Genomic DNA, 15184 nt, shown 5'->3' with positions numbered 1-15184 from the left:
AACGTGCTATACCGGACCACTCCGGACAAGAAAAGCCTGCAACCCGCGGGCTTTTTTTGTGTCTTACCCCCGTTGCCAGCGTAAACCATTGAGCGTTTCGTACGTCTTACCCCGGTTGCCACTGCACCACCCCCGCTAAAAGCAAACCCAAATCCTGCGGTTAGCGTTGTCACTTTTGCCCGTCTGACCACAGACTTCTCTATCAAGCTGGGATCCACCCCCTATTACATGCAAACCCAAGAACGCGAGCAGCAAATAGCTACTACTGAAACCGATACCCCTCGCTCCGGCGGTGCCGGCCGGCGAATACTTTGGCTGATTATTACTCTGGCCGTGTTGGCCGCATTGGTATTTATCAAGATGAAGTACTTCCCCTCGCAAAACGCGGAGAAAGGCGGGGGTAAGGGCGCCGCTGGTGGTGGCAAGGGCGGCCCTGGTGGCGGAGGCCCAGGAGGCAAAGGTGGCGGCCAAAAGCTACCCGTGCAGGTATACGTGGTGCAAGCCACCAACCTAGCCGACGAGGTAGCCGCAACGGGTTCCATTCTGGCGGAGGAGTCGGTGGTAATTAAAAGTGAAATTTCGGGCAAAATCACCCACCTCAATATTCGGGAAGGCCAGCCCGTGCGCAAAGGCCAGTTGCTGCTCAGCATCAACGCCGACGAAATTCAGTCAAACCTGCGCAAACAGGAGTATAACATCAAGCTGTACCGCGACCAGGAGCGCCGCCAGCGCACTTTGCTCGACAAGGAATACATCAGCGCCCAGGAGTATGAGCAGGCCAACAACCAGTTGCTTACCGCCCAGGCTGATCTGCAAACCCTTCGGGCCTCATTGGCTAAAGCCTACGTGCGCTCACCTTTCGATGGGGTGCTAGGCCTCACCACTGCCACAGTGGGCACTTACGTGAGCCCTGGTGCTGAAATTACTACGCTCTCCAAGGTGAAGCCCGTGAAAATCAACTTTACGGTGCCCAGCCGCTTTGCCAACTTAGTAAAGGCCAACGACCAGATTACGATTACCGACGAGGCTTCTAACAAGAAGTTTGAAGCTAAAGTGTACGCTCTCGATCCGCAGATTGACCCGGTAAGCCGGACTCAAACTGTACGCGCCCGCTACGCCAACACTAACAACGAGCTGCGGCCGGGTGCCTTTGTGAAGGTAAACCTGCAATTGGGCGAATCGACGGATGCGCTGCAGGTTCCCACCGAATCGGTGGTGCCAGAAGCCGCCGGGTACAGCGTGTACACGGTGGAGAAGGGCAAAATGGTGCCCAAGAAAGTCAAGATTGGCGTGCGCTCTGCAAAGCTGATTCAGATTACGGATGGCCTAGCGGTTGGCGACACGGTCATCCGCACTGGTATTCTGCAGGTGAAGCCGGGCGACGCGGTAAGAATCACCAAGTAAGCTCCTGATGGCGGGCAACGGACGGCGCGGGGTCTCGCAGCAGCCGTATTTTATCCGTTGGCCATTCTGTTTTTTAGAGCGAGACACTCAGTGTATTTGACGTATGAGCTTATCCTCCACCAGTATAAACCGGCCAGTGCTCGCCATTGTGATGAGCTTGGTCATCGTGATTTTTGGGGTGATTGGGTTTCGCTACCTGAGCATCCGGGAATATCCGAGCGTTGACCCACCCATTATTACGGTATCGGCTAGCTACACCGGCGCCTCCGCCGATGTAATGCAGGGTCAGGTAACTGAGCCGCTGGAAGAAGCCCTGAACGGTATCCAAGGCATCAAGAACCTTACCTCTAACAGCCGCGACGGCCGTACCCAGATTACTGTCGAGTTTGACCTTGACGCCGACCTGGAAACGGCGGCCAACGATGTGCGCGACAAAGTTTCGGGAGCCCAGGGTCGCCTTCCCCGCGACATCGATCCGCCGGTTGTGAGCAAAGCCAATGCTGACTCACAGCCCATTGTAATGACCTACCTCAGCAGCAGCCAGCGCAACTTGCTGGAGCTGACTGACTACGCCAACAATACCCTAAAAGAGCGCCTGCAGACCATTCCGGGCGTGTCGGAGATTCGGGTATATGGCGAGCGTAAGTACTCCATGCGCTTGTGGCTCGACCCCGTAAAGTTGTCTGCCCTGGGGGTATCACCAGTAGATGTGCAAGCCGCCCTAACCCGCGAGAACGTGGAGCTGCCCAGCGGTTCCGTACAGGGCGAGGCAACGCAGCTTACCCTCCGGACCATGGGCCGCCTGACTACTATTGAGGACTTCAACAACCTCATTATCCGCCAGGACGCCTCTTCGCTGGTGCGTTTGTCAGATATCGGATACGCGGAGCTTTATCCGGAAAACGACCAAACCATCTTCAAGGTAAACGGGGTGCCCATGGTAGGCCTAGCGGTAATTCCGCAGCCGGGCTCCAATCAAATTGATATTGCTGATGAATTTAACAAACGCCTTGAACTCTATGGCAAAGACCTCCCCAAAGACTTGGTGCTGAAGCCCGGCTTTGATAACTCGGTCTTCATCCGCAAATCCATTAATGAGGTAGAGCACACCATCATTGAGGCCTTTGTGCTGGTGGTTATCATCATTTTCTTGTTCCTGCGCGACTGGCGTTCTACCATTATTCCGGTGGTGGCCATACCGGTTTCGTTGGTAGGTATCTTCTTCGTGATGTACCTGATGAACTTCTCCATCAACGTGCTCACGCTGCTGGCCATCGTGCTGGCCATTGGTCTGGTAGTAGACGACGCCATTGTGGTGCTTGAGAATATCTACTCCCGTATTGAAGAAGGCGAAGACCCCAAAACGGCCGCTATCAAGGGCTCTGAGGAGATTTTGATGGCCGTTATCAGTACCACTATTGTACTGGCAGCCGTGTTCCTGCCGGTAGTGTTCCTGACGGGTATCACGGGTCGTTTGTTCCGGGAGTTTGGGATTGTGGTAGCAGGCTCGGTGCTGATTTCGGCTTTCGTGTCGTTGACCCTGACGCCTATGATGTGCAGCCTCCTGCTGAAACGTGAGGAAAAGCACAACTGGTTTTATCGCAAAACGGAGCCCTTCTTCGAGAAGATGATTGGCTCATACAAGGAAAGTCTCGAAACCTTCCTGCGTAACCGCTGGCTGGCCTGGGTGGTAGTGGCTGGCACCGGCGTAGGCATCTGGTTTTTCATGAAGGCGATTCCGTCGGAGCTGGCTCCCGTGGAAGACCGGAGCCGGGTGAACATCAACGCCACCGGTCCCGAAGGTGCCTCCTTCGAGTTTATGGATGCGTACATGAGCCAACTCACCAAGCTAGCCATGGACTCGACGGGGCAGCAGAGCCTGAGCAGCGTATTTGCCGTAACGTCGCCAGGTTTTGGGGGCGGCTCTAACTCGGGTACAGCCCGCGTGCTGCTGCTGGATGCCGACAAGCGCCCTCTGGAGCAACAGCAAATTGCCGATAAGCTCAGTGCCGGCGTGAAGAAACTGACGGCGGCCCGTACCTCGGTTTCGCAAGACCAGAGTATTGGCGGTGGCGGTGGTGGCCTACCAGTGCAGTTCGTTATTCAGACTCAGGATTTCGATAAGCTGCGCACGGCCGTGCCGAAGTTTCTCGATGCCGCTCGTCAAGACCCCACGTTTCAGTTCGTAGACGTGAACCTGAAATTCAACAAGCCGGAGCTTCGCGTCAACATCGACCGGGAAAAGGCGCAAAGCCTGGGCGTATCGGTGCAAAGCATCAGTCAGACCCTGCAATCGGGCCTGAGCGGACAGCGCTACGGGTATTTCATCCGGGAAGGCAAGCAATACCAGATAATCGGGCAGGTGGCCCGCGAAGACCGCAGCCAACCCCTGGATGTTCGGTTGCTGTCAGTGAAGAATGCCAACGGTGAGCTGATCCAGCTCGATAACGTAATTCGGTTGGAAGAGAGCAGTACACCGCCCCAGCTCTACCGCTTCAACCGGTACAACTCAGCTACGTTCTCCGCCTCGCTGGCCCCCGGTCGTACCCTTGGTGATGGTATTGCCGCCATGCAGGCCATTGCCGACAAAAACCTCGACGACACCTTCTCCACCGAACTGTCTGGTGCCTCCCGCGACTTCCAGGAAAGCTCTTCGTCGCTGGTATTTGCCTTTGGCTTGGCGCTGGTGCTCATTTATCTGGTATTGGCGGCGCAGTTCGAAAGCTTCCGCGACCCGGTTATCATCATGGTAACGGTGCCACTGGCTTTGTCGGGCGCTTTGCTCAGCCTGTGGTACTTCAACCAGACGCTTAACCTGTTCTCGCAGATTGGCATTATCATGCTCGTAGGCCTGGTAACGAAGAATGGTATTCTCATTGTGGAATTTGCTAACCAGCAGGTAGAGCATGGCAAGGATTACATGACCGGCCTGATTGAAGGCGCTACCGCCCGCTTCCGCCCGATTCTGATGACCTCTTTGTGCGCTATTCTAGGTATTCTGCCCATTGCTGTAGCCTCAGGCGCAGGGGCCCTTAGCCGCCGGGCCATGGGTATTGGCGTGGTAGGTGGCTTGTTCTTCGCCACTGCTCTCACGCTGTATGTGGTACCAGTAATGTACTCGTACTTCGCCACAGCCAAGAAGCACAAGCACCCCGCTCCCGAAGAAGAAAAGCAAGCGGTACTGGCCTAGGCCACCTTCCTCCAGGCCTAGCATCCTAGTTTGTTCTCTCACTATTACCCGTTTTCTTCCCTGTAGGAAAACTGTCTTTTAGATTTAGCATAGCTTTTCAATGCGTTTTTCGCTCCGTCGCTTTTCTGCTTTTCCCGTTTGGCTATTTCTGGCGGCTCCCTTTGCTACCTACGCTCAGCAACCGGCCCAGCAGCCCCAGTCTAAGCCTCAGACGCAGAAGCCCGAAACGGTGCCTGCCTCACCGCGGCTTACGCTGGCCGAAGCCATTCGCATTGGGCTGGAAAACAACTACGACATTCGCCTTTCCCGCCAAGACGAGCGCATAGCCGAAAACAACGTGACGCGCGGCAATGCAGGCCAATTGCCAGTAATAAATGGCAATGCTACCCGCACCTTTAACATTAATAATACCCGCCAGCAGCGCGAGCAGTCTAGGCCAGTAATTATCAACGGCGGCCGGGCCAACGCCCTCAACGCCAACGTGGCCGGTACCTGGACCATTTTTGATGGCCTAGGTATGTTCATCGCCTATGACCGGCTTAAAACATTAGACCAAAGCCAACGTCAGCTTACCCGCGCCACGGTAGAGGAAACGGCTGCCAGTATTACCGATGCGTATTTTGTGGTGGTGCGCGAAGCCGGTAAAATCACTTCTATTGAGGAAGCCCTGAAAATCGGGCAGGCTCGCATTGATCTGACTCAGGCCCGCGTAGATGTGGGCGTAGCGGCCAAAGTGGAAGTGCTTACGGCCCGCGTCGATTACAATGCCGACCGCTCTCTACTCATTCAGCAGCAAGAGGCACTGCAAACCGCTAAGATCAACCTGAATACGCTGCTGGGCCGCACGCCTGGTATTGATTTTCTGCCCGCCGACTCAATTGTGGTGACCACAACCCTGAACCGCGACGAGGTGCTAGCGGCCGTGAAGCAAAACAACCCGCGTCTCCAACAAGCCCGCTTGGGCACCGATATTGCCACCTATGACCGGCGCCTAATTAGGGCTAGCCGTTTCCCGCAGCTCGGCCTGACGGGCGGTTACGGTCTGACGCGCAACATCAACAACGCCTTCCTAATTAATACGGCCACTGGTAGCGTACTGGGTTCTAATACAAACCGCGTATTTGGCCCCACGTATGGTCTGACGGCTTCCATTCCCATCTTCGACGGGTTCAACCGCAACCGTTTGGAGCAGAATGCCCGTATTGCGGAAGTACAAAGCCGCTTGGCTCTCGATCAAACTCAGTTGCAACTGGATGCGCAGGCAGAACAAGCCTACGCGCAGTATCAAAACCGCCTGCAGTTGCTAGAACTGGAAGAAACCAACATTCTACTGGCCCGTGAGAACGTAGCTATTGCCCTGGAGCGCTACCGTCTGGGTCTGCTCACGCCCATTGCACTGCGCGAAGCCCAGCGCACCCAACTCGACGCCGAAGTACGCCTGCTGGATATCCGCTACCAAGCCAAGCAGGCCGAGATTGTGCTGCGTCGCCTCAGCAGTGGCCTAGTGCTAGACGGGGCGACCCAATAGTCTCATCTGCATATTTTCATCAGAAAAAGGAGCCACTACCATGGCTCCTTTTTGCTGTAAGCCGCTTTGCACGGATTCTCTACTTGTCTATTCCTATACTACTATTCATTCACTCAGGAAAATCTACCATTAACTGGGTTGCGGCTTGGGCCCACCGAAAAATGCAGCACAACAGGTGGCCTAGGAAGTAGGTTTGGGAACCTTTTACGTCAGAGCTAATCCGGAATGGCTTGATGAAAAGATAGCTGTTCTACCCTCTCCATCTTCTCAACCTATTGTCATGTTTGCTTCTATCTGCCGCTTCTTCCTGGTTCTCTCGCTCGTAGCTGGTACTGTTCTCGCCGCCACTCCTCACGCCTCCGCTTCGGTACTGCCCTTTGGCAAGCATGGCCGGTTGCTGCCCAGCGTACGAGCCAAAATCAAAGGACACAACCGCTTGCACCGCCCCGTATACCGGACGTACAAAGCATACAAGGCGTACTAATCTCACGCCGCATATCAACTACATGAGAAGCCCTCCTGTGCGCAATGGCGCAGGAGGGCTTCTCATGTAAGCTCTTTTTCTATTTCTGATTGAGTTGCAAGTCGCGCAGTTGGGCAAGTGCCTGCAAAGTTTCCTCACGAGTCTTGGCCTTCTTCTCATCCTCGTCTACTGGCGTCTTCGGATCGGAACCAAAGAAGTTGACGATGTTCTGCCGTAATGGCGGGGTCACGCCCTCAAACTTGTTGGCAGCGAGCTTACGCACCAGCTCACCGTAAGCCTCATCGGTTAGCTTATACTCCCCTACTTTAGTAGGCTTGCCGGTATCAAAATCAGTATTGGGCAATACTTGCGTAGAGGCCACAAGCGTATCCTTGGATTCCAGCTCCACCCTCCGGCAGTACTCAGTACTTACATCGCGGAAGCTGGACAAGAAAAGCTTCTGGGCCTCGGGGGTTGGAAGTTTAAAAGCAAACGGACGAAGCGGCCCAATTTTCGGTAGCACCCGCACGAAGTAGGATAAAATACGGGCACCCGTGCCAGGCACCTGATAGTCGGTGCCATACTGTTGGCGGTACTCCCGCTCGCTCTGTTTGTACACGTACTCCCGACGACGGGCCCGCGGGCTCAACCGCCGAATTTCTTTTTTCTGTGACTGCCAGGCTGCCCGACTAGCAATAGGAATAAGGGAGCGCACGGCAAAACGAAAGGAGCCAACGGCCAAGTCGACGTTGAATATCACCTTGCCCAGTTCTAGGCCATACGTTTTTTGAAACGCCCGCTCCAGCACTGGCTTGCTCACTTGAAAACCGATAGCTCGCTGGTAGTCGGCGCTGTGGTAGCGCCCAGCAGCCAGCTGCACCACGTCGAAGGCAAACTCTAGTTGAGTGTGCTGAATAGGGGCTTCTTCATAAGTGATATTATTGCCGAATTTCTGCTGCAACTCAGGGTACACCGATGGCATGGCTTTGTTGGTACCCTCGGGGTGGCCTACGATATCGGCAGTGTAGTGCGAAAGGGCCCCAAGGGCGAAAGCGTACTCGTTGCGGTTGTGCGCCTCGTCTAGCAAGTTTCGAACAAAGTCTCCGCTCCGCACATAATGCGTGAGGTTGGTAAACAGCTCTGACCCGAAAGGATAAAAGCCCATATCCTGAATGATGGAGCCGCCATAGGCGTAGCTCTTTGCTTCCGTCAATTGTTCCTCCGTTGCATTGGGGTACCGCTTTTCCAGCATCGGCTTGAGGCAGCGCGCCCACGTAGAGTCGATGTTGGCCTGGTGGGAAAGCACGGAGTAACCCGAGGATGAGAAAGGCATCACCAACAGGAGCACGAATAATAGGCGGAGCATGGGGCGGGGCAGACGGATAAAGAGTCAGTTCACCGCAAACGAGAGAACGGGCATCCGCGTTGTCCAGCTTAACCGTTAGCCCAACTTGGTTTTGTTACACTCTTCTGCCTAGTGAGCTACAGGGCTGCCGCACGTGCCTTCAGCCCGCGAAGGTGTCAACGGTGGCTTAGGCCAAGGCCATGTGCTCTAACGAAAAACGCCTGCCTCCGGAGTAGGAAGCAGGCGTTTTAGCAGAGGAGGAGGGATTCGAACCCCCGGAAGTTTAACCTTCAACGGTTTTCAAGACCGCCGCAATCGACCACTCTGCCACTCCTCTAGTAAGATTTCTACCCAAGTATACAGTTCGCGGTTCGAACTGGCAAGACTTTTCTGGGTAAGAAAAAGTCTTCTGCAGAGAGGGGGGGATTCGAACCCCCGATACCGTTGCCGGTATAACGGATTTCGAATCCGTCGCATTCGACCACTCTGCCACCTCTCTGTGACCCAACCGAGTGGTTTGGGATGGCAAAAGTAGCAGGCCAATTCCCTCGGCGCAAGCCTCTAGGCCACTATTTTCATAAAATATACCAAAGCTTTTAGTGGTTTTTCAGGCAGTTTCTCACAGTCAGCTACTTAGCTAGCTTCAACCGACCAGTGACTGCATCAATGCTTACGTTAATTTCAAACCCCAGAATCAGGGTCATGCACACAAAATCAAGCCACACCATGAAGCCTACTAGCGTTCCGATGGAGCCATAGAAGTGGTTATAGCTGTCGAAAATCTTGACGTAGAGGATAAATAGAAACGACACCAGAAAGATAAGCAAAGTAGCTACCACTGCTCCCGTCGAAACGAAGGGCCATTTATCGTGCACTGGGGGTACGTAGTAATATACCAAGCAGGTAGTCAGCAAGAAGAGCCCTACCACGGATCCGTAGCGCAGCAGCGCAATCAATTGCTCGGTCATAGACTCGGGCACGATTTCATGGTACACCAATGCATCAATGATGTAGGTACCAAAAAATATTCCTGCCACTGAAAACAACAGCACCGACGATAAGACGATGGTAAGCAGAGTGGCAATGACGCGTTTACGGAGGTAAGTGCGCTTCTTGAAAGAAGGGTATTTCTTCTCGAAAGCATCTAGCAGGGCCATGATGCCATTTGAGCTCAGGACTAACGCCGTAGCAAAACCAAACGAGAGCAGCCCACCGTGCGGTATGTTCACAATATCCTCGATGGTGCCAGAAACCGCCACGTACATTTCCTGCGGAATCAGATCAGACAGAAACTGCAGGATGTCGAGGTTTAGGTTGGGGATGTGGATGTAGGGGATGAGCGTGAATAGGAAGATAATGGTTGGGAAAATGGCAATTGTGAAATTGAATGCCATATAGCTTGCCCGCTTGGTCAGGCCATCGAGCTTTATTTCCTGCAACATCCGGTCTACCACATCATAGACCGAGGCTTTGCCATCATGAAACTTAAGCCGCTTCAGAAACACAATAAAGCGGCGGTAACTACGCCGGCGGCGCACATCAGGCAGATGGTAACGACGAACAGGCAGACGCATTAGTTATTCAGTGAAGAGGCCTAGAGAGCTATGTGAAGCTTACGCACGAACACACCGTGCGCCCTTACTTCCTTACAACAACACCAGACAACGGAGAGGTTTCGTGAGGAGTAGTGGCCTAGGCCAGTCAAGCTGCCTCTCCCCCTTTCGTTGCTGGCGTTAGTGCTCCGCTTGCGGTTCGTTGCCCTTTAGAAAAGCGGCCGGAGCAGGCGCGTCATCCGAATGCTTTTTGGCTGGCGGAGAAAGTGGGCTGGCAGTTTCATCCTCAGTGAAGTACGGGGCCAGCTTTTCTTGAATGCTAGCCGGAATGGGCACGGGCCGCCCGGTAGCCATGCTAACGAATACCATGAGCGTATGCCCTTCGGTGAGCAACTCCTGGTCTTCGTTGTAGATTTCGTATTCAAAGAGCACCCGGGTACCATCGGCGGGCTGCTTCAAGAGTAGGCGCACCGTCAGCAAATCATCGTAACGGGCGGGTCGGCGGAAGCGCGTCCGGATTTCTCCCACGGGCATGCCCACGCCATCGGCTTCCAGGTCTTTGTACCGAATACCCAGTTGGCGGAAGACCTCCGTGCGCGCTACCTCAAAATAGGCGGCGTAATTGCCGTGATAGACGTAGCCCATCTGATCCGTTTCGGCGTAGCGTACCCGAATCTGTGTGTCCTGTGAATACATGCTTACTGTTCTACTGGTTGATGGGTAGATGAGCTAACGTTATCTGCGCCTTGCTCGGGCACAGCTTGTTGCCGAACCGCTTTTTAGCACAATGGCCCTTACTTCATAATACCGGCGCGGCTCAGCGCGGCTTGATATCGACGCGCATTTACTAAGTGCTCCTGCTCGTTGCGGGCAAAGGCGTGGTAACCACTAAAGTCCTCTTTAGCGCAGAAATAAAGGTAGTTGTGGCTTTCGGGGTTCAGTACGGCATCAATGCTGGCAATGCTGGGCAGGTTGATGGGGCCGGGTGGCAGGCCCGCGTACTTATACGTGTTATAAGGAGAGTCTTTAGCCAGGTGCACATTTAGAACCCGCTTAATGGTAAAGTCGCGGTTGGCATATACCACGGTGGGGTCGGCCTGCAGCTTCATTCCGCGCTTGAGACGGTTGAGGTACACACCCGCCACGCGGGGGCGCTCATCGGCGTGCTGCTGCTGCTCGGCTTCCACAATGCTGGCCAGGGTACTCACCTCAGCGCGGGAGAGGCCTAGCTTTTTGCGTTGCGCGTCACGGGCGGGCGTCCAGAACTTTTCGTACTCCTTCTTCATGCGCTGCATGAGGTTTTCGGCCGAGGCGTTCCAGGGCAACTCGTACGTGTTCGGAATGAACATGGTCAGAATGCTAGTAGTATCGAAGCCGAGGCTCTTGGTGTAGCTAGGCGAAGTCAGTAACGAGTCGAACTGCCGAGGTTTGGCGTCAATGGTAGTAGCCAGCTTACGGGACAGGTCTTCGCGCAGCCGGATGTTCTGGAAGGTCAGGCGAAGCGGCAGGCGGTTGCTGCCCGTGCGCAAGTCATTGATCAGTTCGCGGTTGGTGTAGCCATCTTTTAGCTCATAGCGACCGGGTTTTACGAGCTGCTCGTACTTCATCAGGCGGGCTACAAAGTGCAAGGAAAGCTTATCTACAATTACTCCACTGGCATCAATGGAGTCAAGCACCTGCTTAGCCGTTTCGCCGCGGCGCACCACCACGTAAGTCGGGCGGCCCTTGGTTTCTACGTTCGGCGTGAAAAACACCTGGTAGAAATAATAGGAAAACGTAATGAGAATTAAGCCCAGGATGCCAGTAACGTAGGCAAACCGGTTACGCCGCCGTGTGGCGTTGGCTTTATAGTCGATGCGGGTTTTGGCCATGAGGCGAAGTAAGATGCAGTAAAATTCAGAAGCCTATTCCCCTACCCCCATGGTGCCGAGCAGGGCCACAGGCAGAGATTAGGCTGCCAAAAGTACGGGTTATCCGCGGCTATGCCGCAGGTGCGTGCTGCCATTTAGGGAGCATCCCAGCAACATGTTTACAGCGCAAATACCCGCCATTCGGCTGAATTAAGAAAGGAGCAGCGAGAAGTAATGCCTCCAACATAAAACTTACTTCTGCTTCGTTTTGGGCTGGTTTATCCAATTTATCAAGTGGCCTAGCGCAACTCAACCCGCATTTTTATCGAAAAGAGTAGCAGGTTACTTTCACTCCTTGTACATTGACCGCCCCCGATGCCCGCCGGTATCGGGCTTGGTGTTTCCCTAATCCCTGATTCGACCATGGCCGCTACGCTGCTTCGCATTCACCCCGATAATCCGCCCCAAAACCGCCTGCTACAAGCCGTAGAGGTGCTTCGCAACGGTGGAGTTATCATTTACCCAACCGATACCGTCTACGGCTTGGGCTGCGATATTCACAATGCCAAAGCCGTAGAGAAGCTCTGCCGGATTAAAGGGCTCCATCCAGACAAAGCCAACCTATCATTTATCTGCTCCGATCTGTCCCACATCAGCGACTACGCACACGGCATTACCACCCCCGTGTATAAAGTGCTGAAAAAGGCACTGCCCGGGCCATTCACCTTTATTTTTGAAGCCAGCACCAAGGCTCCCCGCTACGGCGGCGTGAAACGCAAGACTGTAGGAATTCGGGTGCCCGACAACCTGATTTGCACGAGCTTAGTCCGCGAACTAGGTAACCCCATCGTGAGCACCTCCATTCACGACGAGGATACGCTGATTGAATATAGCACCGACCCCGATCTTATCTATGAGAAATATCGCTCCCTGGTAGATCTGGTAATTGATGGCGGCTTCGGGAATAATGTGGCCAGCACAGTAGTTGACTGCACCAATGAAGACTTTGATATTATCCGGCAGGGCGCTGGTGATATTGAGCAATATCTCTAAGCGCGACTCTCAACGCTGTTTAACCAAAGAGGCCTAGCATCTGCTAGGCCTCTTTGGTTAGTTAGGTGGCAGGTACTGGGCGCTTGTGTTTCCAACGCCGGTGGCTCCAGAGGTACGCCGCCGGGTTCTCCCGAATCGTCTGCTCCAGATGCCGCACAAATGCCTCTGTTATGGGGTAACTATCGGTAGGAATAGGCGAGTCACCGTCATGAAGCTCCGCCAGATCAATTTCGTAATACCCCCGGCGTAGGCGTCGGATGCCCACGTAAATCACCGGAAACTTGAATTTGCTAGCCAGGCGCTCGGCACTAGTATAAAAACCTGCATCTTGATGCATAAAGGTAGTCCAGTACGGGCGGTCTTCAGGACCAGCAGCCTGGTCAGACAGTAAGCTGATGGAGCGCACGTCATCCCGGTATTGCACCATGTTGCGCAGGGTGTCGCGCATGGGCACCAGCCCGGCGCCGGTGCGAGACCGAAGCCGGTACATAAAGTGCTCAAAGAAAGGATTGCTCATGGGCTTGTATACCCCCGTTGCGGGGGCTCCCATGAGCAGTGTACCAGCGGATAATACCCAGTCCCAATTGCCGGCGTGCGAGGCCAGCGCAATAACGGGCCGGCCCTGCGCAAAAAAACGGTCGGCTACATCGGCGTGCGTAAGCCTTACCCGCCGCGTAAGCTCCGCCCGCGAAATGGTGGTAAGCTTCAGAATCTCGACTATCAGATCAGCGAAGTGCCGATAAAAATCCTTCGCCAACTGCCGCACTTCAGCCTCAGTTTTCTCTGGAAAAGAATTGCGCAGATTCTGCACTACCACCTTATAACGGTAACGGACCACGTAGGCCAGTAACAGATACAGCCCGTAGGCCACCCCGTATAGCACCGACAGCGGCAGGCTGGCAATGGCCAATAACAGCCACTCTAGCGGGCGGTAGTACCACGGATAGGCAACTAAGAACGGGCGAGCAGGAGGATTCATTAGGGCATAACTGCCCCGGCGGGAGCATAATCCGCGGGGTTGTAGCGCACTTTAGCCGTTTGCGAGGCAAGCATCTGGCTTTTAGCGTTTCGGATTTCAACGGTTAACACATATTCTCCGGCGGGTAGCTTGGTCAGGTCTAACTGGCCTAGCACGGGAGTTGGGCGTCCTTCTAGGCCAGTGGCTGTACCGGTGCCCGAGGCAGCATCCTTGGCCGAGCCAGCGGCACGCACCCGGTAGCGCACCGTAATAGGCTGCCCAATAGGAGCATTATACAGCTCGGCGTAGAAGTTCAACTTTTCTGCCCCCCTGGAATACAGCCCGCCTGGCGCCCGCGTCAGGCTCAACCCGTTGCGAATGAAATTATTTCCTTCAGCAATGGTGCGGCTTGCGGGCTTAGCCAGCAGCACCACATCGCTAAGGGTAGGCTTCGTGGCCGTGGTTTTCACAGTCAGGGGCAAGTCGGTAATGCTGGAGGTACCGGCGCGGTACTGGTCACGCACTTGGCCGCGGATGGTGTAGGTGCCATCAGGCAGCACTATGCGCTTTTGAAAGCTGATGGGGTTTTTAATGGCTGCCGTTGTGTCACGTAACACTGGCGGCTTCAGAGTCACCGTTTCTTGGTATGCTGCGCTACCATCGGGCCGGATAACTTCTAGGGTAACGGTTGCTGCTGCCTGAAACATCTTAGGGCCGCGCCGCATGTACGTTAGGGCCTGCCCCGACACCGTTGTGTAAATTTCTACCACTCCGCCTTTTACTACTTGGTCCTCATTGCGGAAGCAGGCCACGTCCAGCACAAGCCGGGGCGGCGCAGCTGCCTGCGCCAGCAGAGCGGTTATTACCAGCAGAAGTGTGAATAAAGTGCGTATCATGTCAGCTTGTCGGGGTAAAGGTAGAGGGTTTGCCGGCAAAAGAGAATCGGCAGGATAATGGTTCAGGAGTTGCTCACCTTCCTAAAATGGGCTCAGATAGGCCCAAATCGAGAGTGTAGGCCTATCTAATCGGTGTCATTCCTGAAGACCCGCAACTAAAACGCAGCGCCGTTTTATAGCTTGCTGGTTAACCCCAAACTTTTTTCCGCATGTTGCTTGTTTCTGAATTGCAGTACCATCCTCCCCTCGCTTTTTTCAGTCAGTTGATTGGGGCGCAGGAATTATGGCTGGAAACCCAGGAACACTACCGGAAACAAACGTATCGGAACCGTTGTCTTATTCTCACGGCCCAGGGTGTCAAACCACTCACAGTGCCCGTGGTAGATGGTAATCGGAGCGAGAAAGTCCTTACTTCCGCTATTGAAATTGACTACCGTCAGAACTGGATTCATCAGCACTGGCGTACGCTGCAAACCGCATATGGTGGCACGCCGTATTTTGAATATTACGCCGACTATCTGCACGATATTTACGTACAGAAACCAGGGCTTCTGTTTGAGCTTAACCTAGCTTTCCTGCGGTTTTACCTGCGGTGCCTGCGCTTACCCCTACCTATCCATCTGACTACTGAATACCGTCCCTCCTATTCATCTGCCTCTGTGCCTGCTTCGGCGGGTGCGGTCTGGCAGGATCGGCGGGATTGGCTGACACCAAAAGCTCGGGAGAGTGCCAAACCTGACAGGACGTCGGTACTGGCCTACCCCCAAACGTTTGGTAAAGATTTTGTACCGGGACTCAGCATCTTAGACCTGCTTTTTATGCAGGGACCGGCCGCCGGCAGTTTTCTTGCGTAGTGTAACTGTCGCCCCCGAACCTTCGCCCGCTCCCATCTGTTTCAGATACTAGCGGCCCAATCCCCGGAACGCGCGTAAAATGTGCTTGCG

The 15184-nt window shown here is 54.4% G+C and carries 12 protein-coding genes and 2 tRNA genes; 6 read left to right on the top strand and 8 right to left on the bottom strand.

What is annotated here, in order from left to right; translation table 11 throughout:
- Positions 1-228 precede the first annotated feature (228 nt).
- The 4 genes from EU556_RS09950 to EU556_RS09935 all read left to right on the top strand — a co-directional run bounded on the left by EU556_RS09950 (position 229) and on the right by EU556_RS09935 (position 6606).
- Positions 229-1404 (top strand): efflux RND transporter periplasmic adaptor subunit, encoded by a 1176-nt coding sequence (locus EU556_RS09950; protein ID WP_135433710.1) that lies wholly within the window; start codon positions 229-231, stop codon positions 1402-1404.
- 103 nt (positions 1405-1507) lie between these two features.
- Entirely contained in the window at positions 1508-4594 is a 3087-nt protein-coding gene (locus tag EU556_RS09945; protein WP_135433708.1) for an efflux RND transporter permease subunit, read from the top strand.
- A 100-nt stretch (positions 4595-4694) separates the two neighbouring features.
- The gene (locus EU556_RS09940; RefSeq protein ID WP_135433707.1) at positions 4695-6122 is read left to right on the top strand and encodes a TolC family protein; all 1428 of its coding nucleotides are present in this window, start codon (positions 4695-4697) and stop codon (positions 6120-6122) included.
- A gap of 280 nt (positions 6123-6402) precedes the next feature.
- A complete protein-coding gene (locus tag EU556_RS09935; RefSeq protein WP_135433705.1) occupies positions 6403-6606 on the top strand; it encodes a hypothetical protein in 204 nt (67 codons plus the stop codon).
- Between the two features lie 79 nt (positions 6607-6685).
- Here EU556_RS09935 and EU556_RS09930 read toward each other — a convergent pair whose 3' ends face one another.
- The 6 genes from EU556_RS09930 to mltG form a co-directional block, all read right to left on the bottom strand.
- Positions 6686-7951, bottom strand: coding sequence for a zinc dependent phospholipase C family protein (locus tag EU556_RS09930; RefSeq protein WP_135433703.1), 1266 nt, complete (start codon positions 7949-7951; stop codon positions 6686-6688).
- Between the two features lie 231 nt (positions 7952-8182).
- Positions 8183-8267: transfer RNA gene (locus EU556_RS09925), tRNA-Ser, on the bottom strand.
- A gap of 75 nt (positions 8268-8342) precedes the next feature.
- Positions 8343-8429, bottom strand: a tRNA-Ser gene (locus tag EU556_RS09920).
- A 130-nt stretch (positions 8430-8559) separates the two neighbouring features.
- Positions 8560-9504 (bottom strand): YihY/virulence factor BrkB family protein, encoded by a 945-nt coding sequence (locus tag EU556_RS09915; RefSeq protein ID WP_135433701.1) that lies wholly within the window; start codon positions 9502-9504, stop codon positions 8560-8562.
- Positions 9505-9663: 159 nt separating this feature from the next.
- Positions 9664-10179 (bottom strand): acyl-CoA thioesterase, encoded by a 516-nt coding sequence (locus EU556_RS09910; RefSeq protein WP_135433699.1) that lies wholly within the window; start codon positions 10177-10179, stop codon positions 9664-9666.
- A gap of 98 nt (positions 10180-10277) precedes the next feature.
- Positions 10278-11354 carry an endolytic transglycosylase MltG gene (gene mltG / locus EU556_RS09905; RefSeq protein WP_135433698.1) on the bottom strand — a complete coding sequence of 359 codons (1077 nt, stop codon included), beginning with the start codon at positions 11352-11354 and terminating at the stop codon, positions 10278-10280.
- Positions 11355-11756: 402 nt separating this feature from the next.
- On the opposite strand from mltG, the gene EU556_RS09900 reads away from it, so the two are divergent.
- Positions 11757-12386 (top strand): L-threonylcarbamoyladenylate synthase, encoded by a 630-nt coding sequence (locus EU556_RS09900; RefSeq protein WP_135433696.1) that lies wholly within the window; start codon positions 11757-11759, stop codon positions 12384-12386.
- 61 nt (positions 12387-12447) lie between these two features.
- Here EU556_RS09900 and EU556_RS09895 read toward each other — a convergent pair whose 3' ends face one another.
- Together EU556_RS09895 and EU556_RS09890 are read right to left on the bottom strand one after the other, a co-directional pair.
- Positions 12448-13365, bottom strand: a complete 918-nt coding sequence (locus tag EU556_RS09895; protein WP_135433694.1) for a lysophospholipid acyltransferase family protein — start codon at positions 13363-13365, stop codon at positions 12448-12450.
- The gene (locus EU556_RS09890; protein WP_135433692.1) at positions 13365-14240 is read right to left on the bottom strand and encodes a hypothetical protein; all 876 of its coding nucleotides are present in this window, start codon (positions 14238-14240) and stop codon (positions 13365-13367) included. The genes EU556_RS09895 and EU556_RS09890 overlap by 1 nt, the downstream gene beginning before the upstream one ends.
- A 209-nt stretch (positions 14241-14449) precedes the next feature.
- On the opposite strand from EU556_RS09890, the gene EU556_RS09885 reads away from it, so the two are divergent.
- Positions 14450-15094 (top strand): WbqC family protein, encoded by a 645-nt coding sequence (locus tag EU556_RS09885; protein WP_135433690.1) that lies wholly within the window; start codon positions 14450-14452, stop codon positions 15092-15094.
- Positions 15095-15184 lie beyond the last annotated feature (90 nt).

Source organism: Hymenobacter fodinae, from assembly GCF_004745825.1.
Lineage (GTDB): Bacteria > Bacteroidota > Bacteroidia > Cytophagales > Hymenobacteraceae > Hymenobacter > Hymenobacter fodinae.
The sequence above is the reverse complement of the archived record's forward strand: the minus strand, read 5'-3'. Positions and strand labels throughout refer to the sequence as shown.

Bases quoted from the DNA above. Each gene is read 5' to 3' on its own strand.
- EU556_RS09930 (WP_135433703.1), bottom strand. From the start codon at position 7,951: ATGCTCCGCCTATTATTCGTGCTCCTGTTGGTGATGCCTTTCTCATCC.
- EU556_RS09915 (WP_135433701.1), bottom strand. From the start codon at position 9,504: ATGCGTCTGCCTGTTCGTCGTTACCATCTGCCTGATGTGCGCCGCCGG.
- EU556_RS09940 (WP_135433707.1), top strand. From the start codon at position 4,695: ATGCGTTTTTCGCTCCGTCGCTTTTCTGCTTTTCCCGTTTGGCTATTT.
- EU556_RS09890 (WP_135433692.1), bottom strand. From the start codon at position 14,240: ATGATACGCACTTTATTCACACTTCTGCTGGTAATAACCGCTCTGCTG.
- EU556_RS09895 (WP_135433694.1), bottom strand. From the start codon at position 13,365: ATGAATCCTCCTGCTCGCCCGTTCTTAGTTGCCTATCCGTGGTACTAC.
- EU556_RS09910 (WP_135433699.1), bottom strand. From the start codon at position 10,179: ATGTATTCACAGGACACACAGATTCGGGTACGCTACGCCGAAACGGAT.
- EU556_RS09935 (WP_135433705.1), top strand. From the start codon at position 6,403: ATGTTTGCTTCTATCTGCCGCTTCTTCCTGGTTCTCTCGCTCGTAGCT.
- EU556_RS09950 (WP_135433710.1), top strand. From the start codon at position 229: ATGCAAACCCAAGAACGCGAGCAGCAAATAGCTACTACTGAAACCGAT.
- EU556_RS09885 (WP_135433690.1), top strand. From the start codon at position 14,450: ATGTTGCTTGTTTCTGAATTGCAGTACCATCCTCCCCTCGCTTTTTTC.
- mltG (WP_135433698.1), bottom strand. From the start codon at position 11,354: ATGGCCAAAACCCGCATCGACTATAAAGCCAACGCCACACGGCGGCGT.
- EU556_RS09945 (WP_135433708.1), top strand. From the start codon at position 1,508: ATGAGCTTATCCTCCACCAGTATAAACCGGCCAGTGCTCGCCATTGTG.
- EU556_RS09900 (WP_135433696.1), top strand. From the start codon at position 11,757: ATGGCCGCTACGCTGCTTCGCATTCACCCCGATAATCCGCCCCAAAAC.